Below are 15,340 nucleotides of genomic sequence, written 5' to 3'. Positions count from 1 at the left end.
TGGACCCTCAGTGGTCCCCGTGGCGTCGCCGACCCCTCACCCCGGAGCATCGTGCTCACCGGGAGGAGGACGCATGGGCGCCAGGCCCACCCTGACGATCGACGCCGCGATGGTGCGCGCGCTCGAGCTGGCCGCGCGCGGCCCCGCGCACGGCCCCAACCCGCGCGTGGGCGCCGTCCTGCTGGGACCCGCGCCCCGCCCGCTGGACTCCCTGCCCGACGCCGCCGCTCCCGGCCCCGTGGACGACGCACCCCGGGCGGTGCTCGCCGAGGGCTTCCACCGGGGCGCGGGCAGCCCGCACGCCGAGGCCGCGGCCCTGGCCGACGCCCGCGAGCGTGGCGTGGACGTACGCGGCGCGACGGCCGTGGTGACGCTCGAGCCCTGCAACCACACCGGACGCACCGGGCCGTGCGCGCAGGCGCTGCTGGACGCGGGCGTGGCGGAGGTCGTGTACGCCGTGGGAGACCCGAACCCCGTCGCGACCGGCGGCGGCGAGCGCCTGCGCGCGGCCGGGGTGCGCGTCGCCGCGGGGCTGCGCGAGGCCGAGGGCGAGCGCCTGCTCGGCCCGTGGCTGGTGGCCGTGCGCCGGGGGAGCCCGTACGTGACCCTCAAGCTCGCCACGACCCTGGACGGGCGGGTCGCCGCGGCGGACGGCACCTCGCAGTGGATCACCGGACCGGCCGCGCGCGAGCACGCCCACCGGGTGCGGGCACAGGTCGACGCGATCCTCGTGGGCACCGGGACGGTCCTGGCCGACGACCCGTCGCTCACGGCGCGCACCCCCGTGCCGGCACCGGGTGGGGCCGCCGAGGGCGAGCACGAGGCGGGGCTCGCGGGGCACCGGCCGGTGCGCGTCGCTGGTGGGGTGGTCGGGCTGGAGCCCGGGCTTGCGGGGCATCAGCCGGTGCGGGTCGTCGTCGGGCTCCGTGACCTCCCGCCGCACGTGCGGCTCGCGCCAGGAGGGTCCTGGACCGCCGACGGCGGCGGCCCCGTGCTGCACCTGCGCACGCGCGACGTCCGCGCGGTCCTGGCCGAGCTCGCCGGGCGCGAGGCCCGCCACGTCCTGGTCGAGGGCGGCCCCGGCCTGGCGACCGCGTTCCTCGCGGCCGGGGCCGTCGACGAGATCCACGCCTACCTCGCGCCGGTCCTGCTGGGCGCGGGCCTGGGCGCGGTGGGCGACCTGGGCGTGACCACGCTCGCGGGCGCCCCGCGCTTCGTCACGCACGACGTGCGCCGCCTGGGCGCGGACGTCCTGGTCGTGGCCCGCGCCTCGCCCTCCGCCCACCCCCTGACCACCGTCCCCAGCACCACCCCCGAACAGGAGAGCTGATGTTCACCGGAATCGTCGAAGAGATCGGTACGGTCCGCGAGATCGCGTTCCCGGGCGGCCAGGAGTCCGACGCGGTCCTGACCGTGCACGGCCCCCTCGCCACCTCGGACGCGCACCTGGGCGACTCGATCGCCGTCAACGGCGTGTGCCTGACCGTCACGGGCGTGGGACAGGACGGCACGTTCACGGCCGACGTGATGCCCGAGTCGTTGCGCCGCACCGCGCTCGGTGACCTGGTCGCGGGCTCGCCCGTGAACCTCGAGCGGGCCGTGCGCGCCGACACGCGCCTGGGCGGGCACATCGTCCAGGGCCACGTCGACGGCGTCGGCGAGCTCGTGCGCCGCACGCCGGGCGAGCGGTGGGACGACCTGGTCCTGTCCGCGCCCGCCGGCCTGACCCGCTACGTCGCGGAGAAGGGCTCGATCACGGTCAGCGGCGTCTCCCTGACCGTGACGCACGTGGACGAGACCACGTTCGGCGTCTCCCTGATCCCCACGACGCTCGAGGCCACGATCCTCGGCTCGCTCGTGCCCGGGGACCGGGTCAACCTCGAGGTCGACGTGATCGCCAAGTACGTCGAGCGCCTGCTGGGCGCTCGCGGGACCCACGCGTCCGGCGCCCCGGGCACGACGACCTCCACCGACCTGCTCGGTACGAGCGCAGCACAGGAATGAGCACCGCCATGAACACCGTCCCGGGCAGCCAGGGCCCCGTCGACCCTGCCACCTCCGCCGCGACCGGCCCCTCCTCGGCCCCGCACGTGGACCCCGTGCGCACCGGCACGATCGAGGAGGCGCTGGACGCGATCCGCGCGGGGCGACCCGTCCTGGTCGCGGACTCCCCGGACCGTGAGAACGAGGCCGACGTGATCTTCGCGGCCCGCACCGTGACCCCCGAGTGGGTCGCGTGGACGATCCGCCACTCCTCGGGCTACCTGTGCGCGCCCATGCCGGCCGCGCGCGCCGACGCCCTGGACCTGCCGCTCATGGTCCCGCACAGCCAGGACCCGCGGCGCACGGCGTACACGGTCACGGTCGACGCCGCCACGGGAGTGACCACGGGCATCTCCGCGGCCGACCGTGCCCGGACCCTGCACGTCCTGGCCGACCCGGCCTCGGGCTCGGGCGACCTCATCCGCCCCGGGCACGTCCTGCCCCTGCGCGCCGTGCCCGGCGGGGTGCTGCACCGTGCCGGGCACACCGAGGCCGCGGTGGACCTGGTGCGCCTGGCCGGGGCGGGGGAGGTCGGGGGCATCGCCGAGCTCGTCAACGACGACGGCACCATGATGCGGCTCGACGACGCCGCGCACGCCGCGCAGGAGGCGGGCCTGGTCCTGATCACCATCGCGGACCTCATCGCCTGGCGCCGCGAGCACGACCCCGTCGTGCCCGAGCACGAGGCCGGGCCGTCGTCCGCGCCGCGCGTGCAGGCCACGAGCGTCGCGGACCTGCCCACCGCGCACGGGCACTTCCGCGTCCACGGCTACCGCGACCTGCGCACGGGGGCCGAGCACGTGGCCCTGGTGCCGGTGGCCGTGCCCGCCGGGGGAGGGGGCGCCCTCGACCCGGCTCCGGGCGCGACGGTCGTCGCGCCGCTCGTGCGCGTGCACTCGGAGTGCCTGACCGGGGACGCGTTCGGGTCGCTGCGCTGCGACTGCGGCCCCCAGCTGCAGGCCTCCATGGAGCGCGTGGCCGCCCAGGGCGGGGCCGTGGTGTACCTGCGCGGGCACGAGGGCCGCGGGATCGGCCTGCTCGCCAAGATCGGCGCCTACGAGCTCCAGGACGCGGGCTTCGACACCGTCCAGGCCAACCTCGAGCTCGGCTGGCCCGTGGACCGGCGCGAGTACGGGGCTGCGGCCGCGATCCTGACCGACCTGGGCCTGGACCGCGTCACGCTGCTGACGAACAACCCGGCCAAGGTCACCGGCCTGGCCGCGCACGGCATCGACGTCGTGGACGCCCACCGGCTCGAGGTCGGGCACGGCGAGCACAACCACGGGTACCTCATGACCAAGAAGGTCGCGATGGGCCACCTCCTGGACACCCTGGAGATCACGCCCGAGCAGGGCACCGGGCCCGTCCCGACCGACCCCACCACACCCACCACCACCGAGGAGAGCGACCGATGAGCGGCGCAGGAGCACCCCAGATCACCGTCGACGGCACCGGGCTACGGATCACCGTGGTCGCCGCCAGCTGGCACACCGAGGTCATGGACGGCCTCCTCGCGGGGGCCCGCCGGGCGCTCGCGGCCGCGAACGTCATGCACGTCAAGGAGATCCGCGTCCCGGGCTCGTTCGAGCTGCCCGTGGCCGCGGCGCGGGCGGCCGAGCGCGGCACGGACGCGGTGATCGCGCTCGGCGTCGTGATCCGTGGGGGTACCCCGCACTTCGAGTACGTGTGCTCGGCCGCGACCACGGGCCTGACGGACGTCTCGGTGCGCACGGGGGTCCCGGTGGGCTTCGGGGTCCTCACGTGCGACGACGAGCAGCAGGCGCTGGACCGTGCGGGGTTGCCGGGCTCGCGCGAGGACAAGGGGGCCGAGGCCGTCGAGGCGGCCATCGCGACGGTCGTGGCGCTGCGCGACCTCTGACGTCTCCTGCGCCTGTCGCCCGTCCTGACGTCGCCCCTCGTCGTCAGGGCGGGCGAGAGGGTGGGGACGACGGGTGACCGGTGGGCGGGACGGTTGGGCCCGCCGGTCACGGGGCGACTACCCTGGTCGGGTGAAGACGTTCGAAGGGCTGTTCGCCGAGCTCACCGAGAAGGCCACCACCCGACCCGCCGGTTCCGGCACGGTTGCGGAGCTGGATGCCGGTGTCCATGCGATCGGGAAGAAGATCGTCGAGGAGGCCGCCGAGGTGTGGATGGCGGCCGAGTACGAGGGTGACGACAAGACGGCCGAGGAGGTCTCCCAGCTCCTGTACCACGTGCAGGTGCTGCTCCTGGCCAAGGGCCTGACCCTGCAGGACGTGTACAAGCATCTGTGAGCCCGGCCAGGTCCGGGTCCAGGGGGAGGCGCACGGGGGCCCAGGCACCCGGGTCGCTTCCCTCACGCATGTCCGTCGTCCGCAGTAGTCGTCCACCGTCCGTCCCTGCGTTCCCGCCGTCGCGGGCGCGCCGACCGGGTGATCGGTCGTCCTGACCGCCCCGTTCCCCGAACTCCCCAAGAAACGCGAGGATCTCGTGCTCCGCATCGCCGTTCCCAACAAGGGCTCCCTGTCCGAGCCCGCCGTCGACATGCTTCGTGAGGCCGGCTACCGCCAGCGTCGCGACACCCGTGAGCTCGTGCTCGCGGACCCGGACAACGACGTCGAGTTCTTCTTCCTGCGCCCGCGTGACATCGCGGTGTACGTGGGCACGGGCACGGTCGACGCCGGCATCACGGGCCGCGACCTGCTCCTCGACTCGGGGGCGGCGGCCGTCGAGCACATGCAGCTGGGCTTCGCGGGCTCCACGTTCCGGTACGCGTCCCCCGTGGGCACCATCACGTCCCTCGACCAGGTCGAGGGCCTGCGCGTGGCCACGTCCTACGAGGTCCTGGTGGAGAACCACCTGCGCGCCAACGGGGTCACGGCCTCGGTCGTGCACCTGGACGGTGCGGTCGAGTCCGCGGTCCAGCTCGGCATCGCCGACGTCGTCGCGGACGTCGTGTCCACGGGAACGACCCTGCGCGGGGCGGGCCTGGAGGTCTTCGGCGACCCGATCCTGAAGTCCGAGGCCGTCCTGATCCGCCCGGCCTCGGTGGGCGACGACGCGGTCTCCGCGGGCCTGGAGACGCTCACGCGCCGCCTGCTGGGCGTCCTCACGGCCCGTCAGTACGTCCTGATGGACTACGACGTGCCCGCGCACCTCGTCGAGGCCGCGGTGGCCCTGACGCCCGGCCTGGAGTCCCCGACGGTCTCCCCGCTGCACGACCGCGACTGGGCGGCCGTGCGCGCCATGGTGCGCCGCGACCAGACGAACAAGCTCATGGACGCCCTCTACGAGGTCGGGGCGCGCGCGATCCTGGTCACCTCGATCCACGCCTGCCGCCTCTGAGCCCACGGGCCGCCCCGTCCGGTGACGCTGCCCGGTGACCCCCGCTTGCGCAGGGGGGCACCGGGCAGCGTCGTCCCCGGTCCCCGGCAGCCTGCCCGACGACGCCCCCGGCGCGAGCGCGTCCCCGGCACGGGATCCACGGGTCGGCGGCCGATCGTGCCCGCCGACCGCGCGCGGTACCTCAGCGCCCCGGGCGCTCGTCGCTCGCCAGCACCTGGAACATGGCATGGTCCTGCCAGCGGCCCGCGATACGCAGGTAGCCGGGGGCCAGACCGTACCGGGTGAACCCGTTGCGCTCGAGCACCCGCTGGGACGCGACGTTGTGCACGAGGGTCTCCGCCTGCACCCGGTGCAGGCCCAGCGGCCCGAACGCGTGGTCGACCATCTCGCCCACGGCCGCGGTCGCCAGACCCCGCCCGTTGCGCGCCTCGTCCACCCAGTACCCCAGGGCGCACGAGCGCAGGGCGCCCCGCACGATCCCCGACGCGATGATCCAGCCGGCGACCTGCCCGCCCTCGTCCACGACCACCCGGGCCACGACGCTCCCCGCGAGCTCCTGCGCCAGGGCCGCGGCGACGCTCGCGCGCTGACCCGCGAGCGTGAACCACTCCTCGGGTCGCTCGGGCTCGAACGGGGCCAGGAACTCCCGGTTGGTGCGCAGGAGGTCGGCCAGGGCGGCGGCGTCGTCGAGACGCAGGGCACGGGTGGTGGGCACGACCCATCGTCCCTCACCCGCAGGCCACGCCCCGCGACGCGGTCACAGGGCGGACGAGGTCCGCAGCACCCGGGCCGTCGACCCGGCCCCGCGCACGGGGGAGGATGAAGACGTGAGCAGCTACGTCGCACCACCGCCCGGGGACCTGTCCGGCGACCCCTACGCCCCCTTCCGGCCCCGCTGGGGCACCGCCGTGGCGTACACGGCCGCCGTCGTGATCCTCGCCGGGTGCACGTTCGTCGCCCTCGTCGCGACCGGCCCCGGGACCGACTCCGGGTGGAACAAGGCCGCCACGATCGGGGTCGGGGCCTTCTGCGCGCTCATCCTGTGGCGCCTGGGCCAGGTCCGGGCCACCGTGACCCCCGAACGGCTCACCGTCCACAACATCGTCGTCACCCGCCGCCTGGAATGGGCAGAGGTCCTCTCGGTACGTTTCGGCCCCGGCGACCCCTGGGTGCGCCTGGACCTCTCCGACGGCAAGGCGCTCGCGGTCATGGGCATCCAGCGCGCGGACGGGGCGCGTCGCAGCGAGAACGAGGCCGCCCGCCTCGCGGCTCTCGTCCAGGCCCTGGGGGAGGCGCCCGAGGGCTGACGCGGCGCCGTCGGGCACTCCTGCCCGTCCGGTCTCCGCCTACCTCCCGAAACCTGCGCACCTGACCCGCGCCGCCCCGGAACGCGTGAGGGCCCCGGGACCTTGCGGTCCCGGGGCCCTCACGTTCGTGCTCAGCGGCCTGAGGTCAGGCCGGGCGATCGATCAGCGCTCACCCGTGCGGTAGCGGGGAGCCTTGCGCTCGCCGCCACGCTCGGGACGCTCGTCGTAGCGACCGGCCGGGCCGTGGCCCGAGTGACCGCCCGAGTAGCCGCCCGAACGGGGAGCGGAGCCACCGGCGCGCGGTGCGCGGCTGCCCTGGGGCGCGCCCTGGTCGACCTGGATGCGCAGCGACTTGCCCGCGACACGCGCCCGCGAGATGCGGTCAATCGTCGCCGAGTCGAGCGGGGTCGCGATGTCCACGAGGGAGAAGCTCGGGAAGATGTCGATCTTGCCGAGGTCCTTGCCGTTGAGGCCACCCTCGTTCGTCAGGGCGCCGACGATGCCGGACGGCTGAGCGCCGTGCGTGTGGCCGACGGCCAGGCGGTAGCGGGTACCGACGACGTCGCGGCGGATGCCACGCTCGCCGCCACGACCACCCTCGCGCGGACCGCGCGAGTCACGGTCGCCGTAGGGGCGCGACTCGCGCTCACGGCGGGCGTTCTTGGCCTCGGCGCGCTGCGCCTCGAAGAGCTCCTGCTCCTCGCGGGCCTTGGGGCCGTCGTCGCCGACCGACAGGGCCACCAGGACGGCAGCCAGGTCGATCGGGTCCACGTCCGACTCAGCGACGTACGCCGCGACGAGGTCGCGGTACATCGACAGACGGCCGGCGGCCTGACGCTCGGCGACCTGACCGAGGATGCGGCGCGCCTTGTGCGCGGAGACGTCCGCGGGGGAGGGCACGTCGACCTCTTCGAGCGTCGCGCGGATCGTCTTCTCGATGAACTTCAGGCGGTTGCGCTCGCCCGGCGTCACGAAGCTCAGGGCCTCGCCCGTACGACCGGCACGGCCCGTACGACCGATGCGGTGCACGTAGGCCTCAGGCTCACCCGGCAGGTCGAAGTTCACGACCAGGCCGATACGGTCCACGTCCAGGCCGCGCGCCGCGACGTCCGTCGCGACCAGCACGTCCAGGGCGCCCGAGCGCAGACGCTCGACGATCTTCTCGCGGTCCTTCTGCGCCACGTCACCCGAGATCGTGGCCGCCGAGATGCCGCGCTCGACGAGAGCCGAACCGACCTCCTCGGCCGCGCCACGGGTACGGGTGAACACGATCGCCGCGTCCGCGTCCGACGTCGCGAGCACGCGCACCAGGGCACCGGTCTTGTGACGGAACGGCACGACCGAGTACGTCTGACGCACCGAGGTCACCGTCGAGGACTGGCGGGTGACCGCGATCTCGACCGGGTCGTTCAGGTGCTGGGCGGCCACGCGACGGATCGGGGCCGGCATGGTCGCGGAGAACAGGGCGACCTGACGCTCGCGCGGAGCCTGACCGAAGATCTTCTCGACGTCCTCGGCGAAGCCCATGCGCAGCATCTCGTCGGCCTCGTCCAGGACCAGGTAACGGATGTCGTCGAGCACGAGGCTGCGACGCTCCAGGTGGTCCATCACACGGCCGGGGGTCCCGACGACGATCTGGGCGCCACGCTGCAGCGCACGCTGCTGAGGCTGGTACGGCGAGCCGCCGTAGACCGCGACGACCTCGATGCCCGGCACGTGCTTGGCGAAGCTCTCGATGGCCTCGGCGACCTGCATCGCGAGCTCACGCGTCGGAGCCAGGACCAGACCCTGGACCCGGCCCAGGTTCGGGTCGATCGCAGCCAGCATCGGCAGACCGAACGCGGCCGTCTTGCCCGTACCGGTCTGGGCGACGCCCGTGATGTCACGCCCCGAGAGCAGCGCGGGGATCGCCCGCTCCTGGATGGCGGAAGGAACGGTGAAGCCCAGGTCCGTCACGGCCTGGAGGATGTTCGTGGGCAGACCGAGGTCCGCGAACGTGGGGCCCGACTGCTCGGCAGGAGCCGGCGTCTGGGCGGAGTCGACCTGGTCCGAGGCGTACGAGGGCGCAGAGGTGTCAAGAGACATAGAGATGTGTTCAACCGTTTCGCTGAGGGTGGGAGTTACGCGTGGTTGCCAAGTCGGCTCTCCACTGGCCGCACTCCCGAACACACACCGGTGACTCGCCCGCTCAGCAAAGCGGCGGGCCACACTCACACGAACACGCGGGAACAGCGACGAACTCCAGATTGTGCTGCCAGTCTACGCGACACCCGTCCCCCGCAGGGTGCCGAGCCCCGGTGACCTCCACCACAAGGCCCCCGGACACCCCAGAACCCGCCCGGGCGCACGCGAACCAGCACACACACAACGGCCCGCGCGCGAACCAAGTTCCGCAACGCCGCTGTCGCACACACCACGTCCCACACAAAACAGGTCAAACCCGGAAGAACACCCCGAGCAGCCCCTCAAATGCCCCACCAAACAGCCCCCACGCCCCTAGGATGACCACCCGTAGGATGAAGACGGACAAGCGATGCGCAAGACGCAGTGAGCAACGGACGGTGGGCGTGGCAGCAGGGCAAGAGGTCAGCTCACGCATCCTCACCATCCCCAACGCCATCAGCTTCCTCCGACTCGCCCTCGTCCCCCTCTTCGCCGTCCTCATCGTCCGCGGCGACGACGCCTGGGCGCTCGCGGTCCTGGCGATCTCCGGGGCGTCGGACTGGCTCGACGGCGTCCTCGCGCGCCGCCTGAACCAGGTCACCAAGCTCGGGCAGATGCTCGACCCGGCAGCCGACCGGCTCTTCATCTTCGTGACGCTCCTCGGCCTCGCCTGGCGCGACGTCGTTCCCTTGTGGCTCGTGCTCGTCATCGTGGCCCGGGACCTGACGCTGCTGGCTCTGCTGCCGGCGCTCACGCGGCACGGGTACGGCCCGCTGCCCGTGAGCTTCGTCGGCAAGGCCGCCACGTTCGCGCTGCTCTACGCCTTCCCCCTGCTCCTGCTCGCCGAGAGCCCGGGCGCACTGGGCGCCACGGCGTCGATCATCGGCTGGGCGTTCACCTGGTGGGGCGTCGGCCTCTACTGGCTCGCCGGGTTCCAGTACGTCCGCCAGACCCGACAGCTCCTCGCCCCCAGCCACCGCCCCGACCCTCAGGACACGGCCGCAGGATGACCAACGCCCCCCGCAACGACGCGCCCGCGACCCGCCGCCCCCCACGGGTCGACGCATCGATGACCTTGCTGACCGAGGTCATGGACCGCCCGCTCGACCCCGGCTACGCCGAGGCCGCCGCGCGCCGCGCGAGCGGCCAGGAGCAGTCGAAGGGCCCCCGCGCCTGGCTCCTCGTCGTGACGCTGGGCATCCTGCTCGGCTTCGTCACGACGACGGCCACGGTCGACCTCAGGGCTCCCCAGGGATCGGCGATCGCCGCCCGGCAGGTTCTCGAGGACGAGATCACCGATCGTCGCGAGACCGTCGACGAGCTCACCGCACGTGCCACGGCACTGAGCGAGGAGACCGAGGCCCTCCAGAACGTCGCGCTCTCCGACGTCGACCCTGCCCTCCTGGAGTCCCTCAAGGTCGACGGCGTGACCAACGGTTCGATCGCGGTGACGGGGCCGGGGATCGTCGTGACGCTCAAGGACGCGCCGGCAGGGCTCGGGGCGTCCGACGAGGACTCGTTCCAGAAGAAGGTCCAGGACATGGACCTCCAGCACGTCGTCAACGGCCTCTGGGCCTCGGGGGCGGAAGCGATCGCGATCAACGGCCAGCGCCTGACCCCCCTCAGCGCCGTGCGCAGCGCGGGCGAGGCGATCCTCGTGGACCTCCAGCCGCTGATCGGCCCGTACCGCGTCGAGGCGATCGGGGATCCGGACACCCTCGAGACCGCGTTCGCCCGGTCTGCCGCGCAGGACTACCTGATGACCATCAGCCAGGCCTGGGGCATCCAGCAGAGCCGCGTCGCGCAGAGCAAGCTCTCGCTGCCCGGCAACGGGGTGCAGCGCCTCTACTACGCGTACGCCGTAGACTCCACCGCAACCGGGGGCGACGAGCCCACGGGCACCGACAGTTCACCCGCAGAGCAGGAGAGCACGGAATGATCGCAGTCGTCGGACTGGTCCTGGGCGTCGTGGCGGGGCTCGTGCTCCAGCCCACCGTGCCCGTAGCGCTCCAGCCCTACCTGCCCATCGCGGTGGTCGCCGCGCTCGACGCTCTCTTCGGCGGCCTGCGCGCCATGCTCGACGGACTGTTCGACGACAAGGTCTTCCTCGTCTCGTTCCTGTCCAACGTCGTCGTGGCAGCGCTCATCGTCTTCCTCGGCGACCAGCTCGGCGTGGGCACGCAGCTCTCGACCGGTGTCGTCGTCGTCCTCGGCATCCGCATCTTCTCCAACGCCGCCGCCATCCGCCGGCACCTGTTCAAGGCCTAGGACCCGCGATGGCGAAGAACCCGACGCCCGACGACGCCCCGCTGCCCGAGGACTCCTCGGTCGAAGACATCTCGCCCGAAGGTGCCGTCGCAGCGACGCCCGAGCCCGTCCCCGTCCCGTCCACGGACGAAGCCGAGACCTCTGACGCACCCGACGGCGTCGAGGAGGTCGAGCCCGGCGACGCAGCACCGCACGAGGCCGGCGTGGAGCCCGAGGCCCCGGAGCCGCCCGTCTCGTCCGACGGTCAGGTCGACGGTCGCGCAGACGGCGCGTCCGACGACCCCGGCGCCACGGGCCGCCTTCCCGACGCCGCCCCCGCCGCGACGGCCTCGACGCCCGAGCCGGTCACCGAGGCCGTCGTGCAGGCTCGCTACGGGCCGCCGGCGGTCACGGGTGCCGTCGAGGCGGTCTCCGCCGCCCCGCCCGGGACGACCAGCGAGCCCGCGGACGTCCCAGCGCCCGGCGGTGAGCACGCCGTCGGGCAGGACGACGCGGCGGAGCCGCAGTCCCCGCCGCACCCACGCCCGACGCCGCACGGTCGCCACGAGGCGGCGGCGACGCCTTCTGCCGGCTCGTCTGGGGGATGGTCCAAGCTCGGGCACGCGATGCGTCCCCAGCTCACCCGCTCCAAGCTGCTCGCAGGTCTGCTGTGCGCGCTCCTCGGCTTCGCGCTCGCCGTCCAGGTGAGCCAGACGCAGGAGCAGCAGCTCTCGTCGCTGCGCCAGAGCGACCTCGTGCGCCTCCTCGACGAGGTCACGCAGCGCGCGAACGAGCTCGAGGAGCGGGTCGCGACGCTCCAGTCGACACGGGACGAGCTCAAGTCGGGTTCGGGGCAGCAGCAGGCAGCTCTCGAGCTCGCGCAGAAGCAGTCCGAGTCGCAAGGGATCCTCTCGGGCCGCCTGCCGGCGGAGGGAACGGGGATCGAGCTGTCGATCGTCGAGCCCGGCCAGCCGCTCACGGCCCCCAAGCTGTTCAACATCCTCGAGGAGCTGCGCAACGCAGGAGCCGAGGTCATCGAGGTCAACGGCGTCCGTCTCGTCACGAGCAGCTACTTCGAGGACAGGGACGGGGGGATCGTCGTCGACGGCCAGAAGATCACCTCGCCGTACCGGTGGAAGGTGATCGGCGACCCGTCGACGCTCGAGACGGCCCTCGAGATCCCCGGCGGGGCCATGGCCACGGTCCGGACCGCCGGTGCCGTGCCGACGATCACCCAGAAGGAGCTCGTGACCGTCGACGCGACGCGTGAGCCGCAGGCTCCGCAGTTCGCGACGCCGGTCCCCGCCGAGGACGGCAGCTGACCCTCGTCATGCCTCCTGACGTGCACGGATTCTTCTCTCGGACCCGTCCGTCGGGGTAGGTTGGTCGCGTTGGGCGGCATTCCTCCGCCTCGCCGCGTTCCCTGTACCCGGGAGACCGGTAGGTGTAGTAACTTCCCCCCAAGGTATTTTGCTCTGAATGCGTAAAAACTCCCGAGGAGGCGAGATGACCACTCCAGGTGAATCTGCGGAGCCGCGCCGGGGAGGCAGCGATACGACCGTCACGTTCGGACGAATCGAGCTTCCGATCGACGACGGCCTGCAGCCGGGCAGCCTCACTGCTGAGGAACAGACCGCCATCTCGGCACTGCCGCGCCATTCTGCGCTGCTCGTCATGCAGCGGGGACCCGCCGTCGGCTCGCGCTTCCTGCTGGACGCCGACCGGGTCGTCGCGGGCCGTAGCGAGCACGCTGACATCTTCCTCGACGACGTCACGGTCTCGCGCAAGCACGCCGAGTTCGTGCGTGAGGGCGGACAGTTCGTCGTGCGTGACATCGGCTCCCTCAACGGGACCTACGTGAACCGTAACCGCGTGGACGCGGTGGGCCTGGTGACCGGGGACGAGGTCCAGATCGGCAAGTACCGCATGACTTTCTACGCCAGCCCGGTCCTGGACGGGCCCGCGGGCCCGGCGGAAGGCGCGGCAGAGCACCCGTGAACCAACCGGCACGTTCCCCCTGGGGACACGACGACCGGTTCGGCGGGGCCGGTGCGCACGCCGCACGAGCCCTGGCGGACCACGAGGCCGAGGACTCCACCGAGAGATGGCCTCACGGGATCTCGCGGCGCGCGACCATGCGTATCTCGGACGTGCTGCGCGCTCTGCGCACGGAGTTCCCAGGGGTCAGTCACTCCAAGCTGCGCTTTCTCGAGGAGCAGGGGCTGATCGATCCTGAGCGGACCCCGTCCGGCTACCGGCAGTACAGCCCGGCCGACGTCGAGCGCCTGCGGTACGTGCTGCTCGAGCAGCGGGACCGCTACCTCCCACTCAAGGTCATCAAGGAGAACCTGGCCGCCCTCGACGAGGGCGACGTCGTGGAGAACCCCGCACCCCGGCTCGCCACGAGCGGGGGCGAGCCCGAGCGCGCGCAGACGCGGCAGAAGTACACCGTCGCGAGCCTGGCCTCGACCGCCGAGGTGGACGTCTCTCTCGTCGAGGCGCTCATCTCCGCGGGCGTGCTTCGTCAGGCCCCCGGTGGGCAGCTGGACGCCTGGTCGCTCGAGGTCGTCCAGCTCGCGGCCGCGCTGTCCGAGTACGGTATCGAGCCGCGCCACCTGCGTCTCCTGCGCACGTCGGCCGATCGGCACGTCGGTCTGGTCGAGCAGGTCGTCGCGCCGTGGCGTAGCCAGCAGAGCGCCTCGGCCCGCGCTCACGCCAGCGCTCTGGCCGGCGAGGTCGGCGAGCTCTTCGCCAAGCTGCACACCGTCTGGGTCCGCCAGGGAGTGGGCGACCTCACGAACTGAGGCACAGTTCACCTGCGCCCCCGGTACGTACCCACGTACCGGGGGCGCGGTGCTTCGCGGACGCAGCACGGTCCTGCTCCTGACGGAGCGGGCCACGCGTCGTACGGTGGAGACGTGAGCGACAAGGTGCCGATGGTCCCCGTGGAGGTCCTCGGCGTGCGCCAGCAGCAGGGCGTGGGTCAAGAGATCGTCGTCCTCCTTCTCGACCCGGCGGCCGAGCTCGTGGTGCCGATCATCATCGGGCCACGGGAGGCGAGCGCGATCGCGATGGCCCAGGCCCACCTGAGCGCGCCGCGGCCCATGACGCACGACCTCCTGAGGAACGTCCTGGACGCGCTCGACGTCGAGCTCACGCGTGTCGAGATCGTGGCCCTCGACGACGGGATCTTCTACGCCGAGATGGTGCTGGGAACAGGGGTGCGCGTGGACGCGCGAGCGTCGGACGCGATCGCCGTCGCGGTGCGGACCGGGAGCCCCGTGCTGTGCTCGGCGGAGATCGTGGCACTCGCGGGCGTCGAGCTCGTCGACGGCGAGCAGCAACGGGAGATGGAGCGGTTCCGCGATTTCCTGGATCACGTGACGCCCGAGGACTTCGGTCCACCCGAGGAAGGGGAAACGCCCGAAACCCCCGAAAGGGACGCGTGACATTCAGGCTTTACCTGAGACAATAGGCGCACAAGCGTCTATTTTGGACACTCAATCTCGACCTGAGGTCTGGGAAGGGTTCGCCGGGCCAGGGGAGGCCTCCAGGGCCTCCCGGTCACCTGCGACACGCCCGGACTTCGGAGGCTCAGTCGTTGACGGCCTCCGGTCACGGGCCTAGCGTGGAGTCCACATCACCCTTGGAGGCACAGTGAACAGCAGCGGTGGAGCCAGCGCGGAGCCGGGTGCTCCCGTTCCCCATGCGGCACAGGGCCTGCTGTTCGGTGAGGACATCACCGAGCACGACACGAACACCGGGTACCGCGGGCCGACGGCCTGCCGTGTCGCCGGCATCACCTATCGCCAGCTCGACTACTGGGCGCGCACGGGGCTCGTCGAGCCGACGGTCCGTCCCGCCAGCGGTTCGGGCACCCACCGTCTCTACGGCTTCCGCGACATCCTCGTCCTCAAGATCGTCAAGCGACTCCTGGACACCGGGGTCTCCTTGCAGCAGATCCGCACCGCGGTCGACCACCTGCGCGAGCGCGGAGTCGAGGACCTCGCGCAGATCACGCTCATGAGCGACGGTGCGAGCGTCTACGAGTGCACCTCGCCGGACGAGGTCGTCGACCTCGTCCAAGGTGGGCAGGGTGTCTTCGGCATCGCGGTCGGCCGGGTCTGGCGCGAGGTCGAGGGCACGCTCAGCGAGATGCCGACCGAGTCCCTCGCGGACACCGAGGACGCCCCCAGCAGTCCTACGCAGGACGAGCTGGCGCTGCGCCGTCGGGCACGAACAGCGGGCTGAACCCA

The 15,340-nt window shown here is 72.6% G+C and carries 17 protein-coding genes; 15 read left to right on the top strand and 2 right to left on the bottom strand.

From position 1 onward, the window contains the following. The first annotated feature begins 73 nt into the window (after positions 1 to 73). From ribD to hisG, 6 genes are all read left to right on the top strand, one after another. Positions 74 to 1,330: a bifunctional diaminohydroxyphosphoribosylaminopyrimidine deaminase/5-amino-6-(5-phosphoribosylamino)uracil reductase RibD gene (gene ribD / locus H9641_RS07670; protein ID WP_225220137.1), complete on the top strand. Its 1,257-nt coding sequence runs from the start codon at positions 74 to 76 to the stop codon at positions 1,328 to 1,330. Then, positions 1,330 to 2,004: a riboflavin synthase gene (locus tag H9641_RS07665; RefSeq protein WP_191802495.1), complete on the top strand. Its 675-nt coding sequence runs from the start codon at positions 1,330 to 1,332 to the stop codon at positions 2,002 to 2,004. Before ribD ends, H9641_RS07665 begins: the two co-directional genes overlap by 1 nt. 86 nt (positions 2,005 to 2,090) lie before the next feature. Beyond that, positions 2,091 to 3,458 (top strand): 3,4-dihydroxy-2-butanone-4-phosphate synthase, encoded by a 1,368-nt coding sequence (gene ribB / locus H9641_RS07660; RefSeq protein WP_318244456.1) that lies wholly within the window; start codon positions 2,091 to 2,093, stop codon positions 3,456 to 3,458. Continuing rightward, positions 3,455 to 3,922, top strand: coding sequence for a 6,7-dimethyl-8-ribityllumazine synthase (ribH, locus tag H9641_RS07655; protein ID WP_191802490.1), 468 nt, complete (start codon positions 3,455 to 3,457; stop codon positions 3,920 to 3,922). The genes ribB and ribH overlap by 4 nt, the downstream gene beginning before the upstream one ends. 130 nt (positions 3,923 to 4,052) lie before the next feature. Then, positions 4,053 to 4,316: a phosphoribosyl-ATP diphosphatase gene (locus H9641_RS07650; RefSeq protein ID WP_056651951.1), complete on the top strand. Its 264-nt coding sequence runs from the start codon at positions 4,053 to 4,055 to the stop codon at positions 4,314 to 4,316. Positions 4,317 to 4,512: 196 nt separating this feature from the next. Then, complete coding sequence (hisG, locus tag H9641_RS07645) at positions 4,513 to 5,367, top strand: ATP phosphoribosyltransferase (protein WP_191802488.1); 855 nt, start codon at positions 4,513 to 4,515, stop codon at positions 5,365 to 5,367. Positions 5,368 to 5,548: 181 nt separating this feature from the next. Here hisG and H9641_RS07640 read toward each other — a convergent pair whose 3' ends face one another. Continuing rightward, positions 5,549 to 6,082: a GNAT family N-acetyltransferase gene (locus H9641_RS07640; RefSeq protein WP_191802486.1), complete on the bottom strand. Its 534-nt coding sequence runs from the start codon at positions 6,080 to 6,082 to the stop codon at positions 5,549 to 5,551. 112 nt (positions 6,083 to 6,194) lie between these two features. Here H9641_RS07640 and H9641_RS07635 point away from each other — a divergent pair, with 112 nt between their 5' ends. Beyond that, complete coding sequence (locus tag H9641_RS07635) at positions 6,195 to 6,674, top strand: PH domain-containing protein (protein ID WP_318244445.1); 480 nt, start codon at positions 6,195 to 6,197, stop codon at positions 6,672 to 6,674. A gap of 162 nt (positions 6,675 to 6,836) precedes the next feature. On the opposite strand, the gene H9641_RS07630 is transcribed toward H9641_RS07635, so the two are convergent. Beyond that, positions 6,837 to 8,759, bottom strand: a complete 1,923-nt coding sequence (locus H9641_RS07630) for a DEAD/DEAH box helicase (RefSeq protein WP_191802484.1) — start codon at positions 8,757 to 8,759, stop codon at positions 6,837 to 6,839. A 482-nt stretch (positions 8,760 to 9,241) separates the two neighbouring features. On the opposite strand from H9641_RS07630, the gene H9641_RS07625 reads away from it, so the two are divergent. The 8 genes from H9641_RS07625 to H9641_RS07590 all read left to right on the top strand — a co-directional run bounded on the left by H9641_RS07625 (position 9,242) and on the right by H9641_RS07590 (position 15,335). After that, a complete protein-coding gene (locus H9641_RS07625; protein ID WP_318244444.1) occupies positions 9,242 to 9,847 on the top strand; it encodes a CDP-alcohol phosphatidyltransferase family protein in 606 nt (201 codons plus the stop codon). Further along, a complete protein-coding gene (locus tag H9641_RS07620; protein ID WP_191802480.1) occupies positions 9,844 to 10,776 on the top strand; it encodes a DUF881 domain-containing protein in 933 nt (310 codons plus the stop codon). The genes H9641_RS07625 and H9641_RS07620 overlap by 4 nt, the downstream gene beginning before the upstream one ends. Then, a complete protein-coding gene (locus H9641_RS07615; RefSeq protein WP_056651935.1) occupies positions 10,773 to 11,105 on the top strand; it encodes a small basic family protein in 333 nt (110 codons plus the stop codon). The genes H9641_RS07620 and H9641_RS07615 overlap by 4 nt, the downstream gene beginning before the upstream one ends. A gap of 8 nt (positions 11,106 to 11,113) precedes the next feature. Further along, a complete protein-coding gene (locus H9641_RS07610) occupies positions 11,114 to 12,406 on the top strand; it encodes a DUF881 domain-containing protein (RefSeq protein ID WP_191802477.1) in 1,293 nt (430 codons plus the stop codon). Positions 12,407 to 12,590: 184 nt separating this feature from the next. After that, positions 12,591 to 13,082: an FHA domain-containing protein gene (locus H9641_RS07605; protein ID WP_191802475.1), complete on the top strand. Its 492-nt coding sequence runs from the start codon at positions 12,591 to 12,593 to the stop codon at positions 13,080 to 13,082. A gap of 137 nt (positions 13,083 to 13,219) precedes the next feature. After that, a complete protein-coding gene (gene ftsR, locus H9641_RS07600; protein ID WP_191802473.1) occupies positions 13,220 to 13,888 on the top strand; it encodes a transcriptional regulator FtsR in 669 nt (222 codons plus the stop codon). A 114-nt stretch (positions 13,889 to 14,002) separates the two neighbouring features. Then, the gene (locus H9641_RS07595) at positions 14,003 to 14,533 is read left to right on the top strand and encodes a bifunctional nuclease family protein (RefSeq protein WP_318244443.1); all 531 of its coding nucleotides are present in this window, start codon (positions 14,003 to 14,005) and stop codon (positions 14,531 to 14,533) included. A gap of 208 nt (positions 14,534 to 14,741) precedes the next feature. Beyond that, positions 14,742 to 15,335 (top strand): MerR family transcriptional regulator, encoded by a 594-nt coding sequence (locus H9641_RS07590; RefSeq protein WP_191802470.1) that lies wholly within the window; start codon positions 14,742 to 14,744, stop codon positions 15,333 to 15,335. Positions 15,336 to 15,340: the final 5 nt, after the last annotated feature.

It is taken from the genome of Oerskovia merdavium, assembly GCF_014836755.1.
Classification (GTDB): domain Bacteria; phylum Actinomycetota; class Actinomycetes; order Actinomycetales; family Cellulomonadaceae; genus Oerskovia; species Oerskovia merdavium.
The sequence above is the reverse complement of the archived record's forward strand: the minus strand, read 5'-3'. Positions and strand labels throughout refer to the sequence as shown.